The sequence below is a fragment of the Pseudomonas ovata genome (genome assembly GCF_003131185.1).
GTDB classification, from domain to species: domain Bacteria; phylum Pseudomonadota; class Gammaproteobacteria; order Pseudomonadales; family Pseudomonadaceae; genus Aquipseudomonas; species Aquipseudomonas ovata.
This window is the reverse complement of sequence record NZ_QFFU01000046.1, coordinates 1-5,188: the sequence shown is the minus strand read 5'-3', so window position 1 is coordinate 5,188 and position 5,188 is coordinate 1. Positions and strand designations below refer to the sequence as shown.

Annotated in this window: 3 protein-coding genes; all 3 read left to right on the top strand. The window is 56.8% G+C overall.

The window, feature by feature from the left end; genetic code table 11:
- Positions 1-309: phosphopantetheine-binding protein (locus DGA31_RS29270; RefSeq protein WP_241509680.1), on the top strand; the 309-nt coding region annotated here is incomplete at its 5' end.
- 2 nt (positions 310-311) lie between these two features.
- Positions 312-3,683: a non-ribosomal peptide synthetase gene (locus tag DGA31_RS29265; protein WP_109514898.1), complete on the top strand. Its 3,372-nt coding sequence runs from the start codon at positions 312-314 to the stop codon at positions 3,681-3,683.
- A gap of 3 nt (positions 3,684-3,686) precedes the next feature.
- Positions 3,687-5,188 (top strand): condensation domain-containing protein (locus DGA31_RS29260; protein WP_421958023.1); only part of this gene is annotated, 1,502 nt, incomplete at its 3' end.

Genomic DNA, 5,188 nt, shown 5'->3' with positions numbered 1-5,188 from the left:
TTCCAGGCGTCGTATGTCGAGCCGGGTACGGTGCTGGAGCGACAAATCGCGGCGATCTGGGCTGATGTGCTGAAGCTTGAGCAGGTGGGGCTGAACGATAACTTCTTCGAGTTAGGGGGGCATTCGCTTCTGGCCACCCAGGTTACGGCAAGGCTCCAGGTTGAACTGGGCGTGAGCTTGCCTCTCGCCCTGATTTTTCAGACAGAAACCCTCCAGGATTACGCGGCATCGGTCAGCAGCCTGAACGCCTGCAGCGATACGGATCTGGATGAGCTTGAACATTTCATGAATGAACTTGAGGTCGTTTGAACATGCAAACCGACAAGAATATGGATCTGGTATCTCGATTTGTTCGGCTGCCGCTCGCACAGCGCAAATTGTTCCTCCAGAAACTGGCATCCAAGCACATCAGCCTGAGCCAATTGCCCATTCCTGTGGTGCGACAGGACGTTGAACGGCGTCCTCTTTCTTATGCCCAACAACGCCAATGGTTTCTATGGCAACTGGATCCGGAACAGACGGCTTACAACATTCCAACGGTACTGCGCTTGACCGGACAATTGGACCTGACGGCGTTACAGCGCAGTTTTGAATCTTTGATGGCTCGTCACGAAACCTTGCGTACGACATTTCGGCAGGTGGGCGAGCAGACATTCCAGGTGATTCATCCAGGCTTGCCGTTCGATCTTTCCTGCACCGAGTGGCAAGAAGCGAACGAGGAGGCCTTGCAGCATGCCGTGGAGGCAGAAATCGGCAGACCGTTCGATCTTCAGCAAGGCCCGCTGCTGCGCGTCAGGCTATGGCGAGTGTCCCACGATGAACATGTTCTGGTCTTGACGCAGCATCATATTGTCTCGGATGGCTGGTCAACGCCGATCATGGTCGACGAGTTGGTCAGGCTTTATGAGGGCTTCAGGCAAGGGCGGGAGGTTCGACTGCCGGAGTTGCCGATCCAGTACGCCGATTACGCCATCTGGCAGCGCAGTTGGATGGAGGCCGGCGAACAGGAACGTCAACTGGCTTACTGGAAAAAGAACCTGGGCGATGAGCATCCGGTATTGGAGTTGCCCACCGATCGCGCACGGCTGGCCCGGCCAAGCCATTCAGGCGCACGAGTGTCGCTTGAGTTGGACACTGCGCTGGCCAATGGTCTGAAACAACTGGCTCAGCAGCAGGGGGCTACCCTGTTCATGTTGTTGCTGGCCAGTTTTCAGGTGCTCTTGCACCGCTATTCGGGTCAGTCCGATATTCGCGTGGGCGTGCCCATTGCCAATCGCAACCGGGTGGAAACAGAGCACTTGATCGGTTTCTTCGTGAACACCCAGGTGCAGAGGGCCGAATTCGATCTGTCGATGAGTTTCGTTGAATTGTTGGAGCAGGTGAAGCAACGAGCGCTGGGCGCACAGGCTCATCAGGATTTACCGTTCGAACAACTGGTAGAGGCTTTACAGCCAGAGCGCAGTCTTGGCCATAGCCCTTTGTTTCAGGTGATGTACAACCATCAGGCGCAGGTAAAGGGCGACCAGCGTCGCCTGCCGGGGTTGGAGGTAGAGGGGCTATGGTGGGGAGGTCATTCCGCTCAATTCGATCTGACGCTGGACACCTTCGAGGGTGCCGAAGGTATTGGCGCGGCGTTGACCTATGCGACGGACCTGTTTGACGCGCTGACGATCGAGCGCATGGGACAGCACTGGATCAATCTGCTAAATGGCATCCTTCAGCAGCCTGGTCAACGTATTGAGCAGTTGCCGCTACTAAGCCCGTATGAGCACCGACAGATTGTGCATGGGTGGAACTGCACTGAGTCGAGCTATCCAGGCGACGCATGCATCCATCAGTTGATCGAAGCCCAGGTGGAGCGAACCCCAGAGGCGACAGCGTTGGTGTTTGGAGATCAGCAGATCAGCTATCGAGCGTTGAATCACCGGGCCAACCGGTTGGCGCATATATTGCGCGAGCAAGGCGTTGGCCCGGATGTAGTCGTAGGCATCGCGGCTGAACGCAGTCTGGAAATGGTGATTGGCCTGCTGGGAATTCTCAAGGCGGGCGGGGCCTATGTGCCACTGGACCCTGAATATCCGCCGGAACGTCTGGCCTACATTCTGCAAGACAGCTCTATCGGATTGTTGCTGACCCAGAATCACCTGCGCGACGTGTTGCCGATCCCTGAAAGCGTTTCGTGCCTGACGTTGAAGGCTGAGGCCGACTGGCTGGTGGGCTACGACGAAGGCAATCCGGACTGTCATACCAGGTCGGATAACCTGGCGTATGTAATCTACACTTCAGGGTCGACGGGACGTCCCAAGGGCGTAGGCAATACGCATGGCTCCTTGAACAACCGGTTGTGGTGGATGCAGAAGGCTTATCAACTCGGCACCGAAGATAGCGTGCTGCAGAAGACACCGTTCAGCTTCGATGTTTCTGTCTGGGAATTCTTCTGGCCATTACTGACCGGAGCTCGTCTGGTGATGGCTCAGCCGGGAGCGCATCGTGATCCGGAGCAACTGGTCAGCATCATCAATGATTACCGGATCACAACGCTGCACTTCGTGCCTTCTATGCTTCAGGTCTTCTTGTCCGGCAAGCATGTTGAGCATTGCCGGAGCATTCGTCGTATCGTATGCAGTGGTGAGGCACTGCCCGCCGAGCTAGCGCGAAAGGCCTTGGGTCGATTGCCGCAGGCCGGGCTGTTCAACCTCTATGGTCCGACCGAGGCCGCCATCGATGTGACACATTGGACGTGTGGCCATGATGAAGGCATGGCTGTCCCCATCGGTCAGCCAATCGACAATATAAAGGCTCATGTGCTGTCCGACGGCCTGCAGCCGACGGCCTTTGCTTGTTCGGGAGAGCTGTACCTGGGCGGCGTCGGCTTGGCGCGTGGCTATTATGATCGTCCTGCACTCACGGCAGAACGGTTCGTGCCTGATCCATTCGATGAGCAGGGCGGCGGCCGTCTCTATCGCACGGGCGATCTGGCCCGTTATCGCGTTGATGGTGTGATCGAGTATGTCGGCCGTATCGACCATCAGGTGAAGATTCGCGGTTTTCGTATCGAACTGGGAGAAATCGAAGCGCAAATGCTGGAGCAGGGTACGGTGCGTGAGGCCGTAGTTCTGGCGCAGGACGGGCCTGTTGGCAAACAGCTTGTGGGTTATCTGGTACCGATGAGTCCCTTGTCGCAGCAGCAGCAGGATGAATTGCGCGAGCGTCTCAAGGCAGCGCTGAAGGCCTGCCTGCCTGACTATATGGTGCCTGCGCATCTACTGTTCCTGAGTACCCTGCCGCTGACGTCAAACGGCAAGCTGGACCGAAAGGCACTCCCGCAACCCGATAACAATGACCTGCAGCAGGCCTATGTCGCGCCAGAGACGTCGCTGCAGCAAAAAATTGCCTTGATCTGGGCCGAAGTGCTGAAGCTGGAGACGGTCGGTTTACACGACAGCTTCTTCGAACTGGGCGGCCACTCCCTGTTGATTACCCAGGTGGTGGTGCGTGTTCGCGAGCAGCTCGGTATTGAAATAACCTTACGGGATTTATTTGACCATCCCACACTGGCCGAATTCAGCCAGGTCATTGAGGAAAAAGCCGCTCACACCTCACCGCTACAGGATGAAATAGCTAAATCCCTGGAGGCCCTTAAACGTCTTACTACGAAGGAAATTGATGAGCTGATTTCGTAGGAGATACCCCCAGTGCAAGAACTGCTCGACTCAGTAAAGTCGTTGTCCGCCAAAGAGCGCAAGGCCTTGGCCGCCTTGCTCAAGCAGCAAGGCGTAAACCTGTATGGGATTACGCCGATACTCAAGAGGGAGTCGGCAGAAGTCTCTGCACTTTCTTATGCTCAACAGCGGCAATGGTTCTTGTGGCAGTTGGCGCCTGACAGTGCGGCTTACCACATCCCCACGGCGCTAAGGCTTGAAGGAAAGCTTGATATTGCAGCGTTGCAGCGCAGTTTCGACGCGCTGGTCTGCCGTCACGAAACATTGCGTACCACCTTTGAGGATAAGGGCGGGCAGGTGGTGCAGGTGATTCATCCGCACATGTTCACGGTGCTGAGCCATGAGGTGCTGGAACATGCGGACGAAAGGGCTATTCAGGCCTCGGTGGAAGCGGAGATCGTGCGCCCCTTCGACCTGGAGCAAGGCCCTCTGCTGCGTGTAAAGCTTCTGGAACTGTCCAAAGACGACCATGTCCTGATTCTGACCTTGCACCACATCGTCTCCGATGGCTGGTCCATGCCGATTATGGTCGATGAACTGGTGCAGTTGTATGCGGGTTACAGTGAGGGCCATCACATCACTTTACCGGGGCTGCCCATCCAGTATGCCGACTACGCGCTATGGCAACGCAACTGGATGGAGGCGGGTGAGCTGGAGAGGCAACTGTCCTACTGGCGTGAGCAACTGGGCGGCGAACAGCCCGTTCTGAGGCTACCGACCGATCATCCAAGGTCGGCTGTACAGCGTCACGCCGGTGCTTGGTTGGGGATCGATCTGAATGAGGCTTTGGTCCTGTCGCTGAAACATTTGGCCAGACAGCAAGGCGTAACCCTTTTCATGTTGCTGCTGGCCTCCTTTCAGACCCTGCTGCACCGTTATAGCGGGCAACACGATATCCGGGTTGGCGTGCCGATCGCCAACCGTACGCGGGTTGAAACCGAAAGACTGATCGGTTTTTTCGTTAACACGCAAGTACTCAAGGCGCAGTTCGAGCCAACAAACACGTTTGTGGCGCTGCTCCAACAGTTGAAACGCACTTCCCTGCAAGCTCAGGCACACCAGGACCTGCCATTCGAGCAGCTTGTGGAAGCCTTGCAGCCAGAGCGCAGTATGAGCCACAGCCCGCTGTTTCAGGCGGTCTACAACCACCAGAGCGAAGTGAAAAGCAAGGTGCGGCGATTGCCCGGACTGAAGGTCGGTGCGCTGGAATGGGAAACCCATACCACGCACTTCGACCTGGTGCTCAATACGTTCGAATCCGAGTCTGGATTACGGGCCTCGCTGACCTACGCAGTGGACCTGTTTTCGCCCACTACTGTCGATAGGCTGGCGAGACACTGGCGCAATCTGCTGAAATCGATCTGCGAGCAGCCCACGCAGCGGGTCTGTGAGCTGTCCATGCTCGATAGGCCGGAGCACGCAGCGATCCTGGCTCGCTGGGACCAGACCGGCCAGGACCACCCGAG

What these genes read in the sequence shown, in the direction of transcription:
- DGA31_RS29265 (WP_109514898.1), top strand. Translation starts at nt 312, where the DNA reads ATGCAAACCGACAAGAATATGGATCTGGTATCTCGATTTGTTCGGCTG.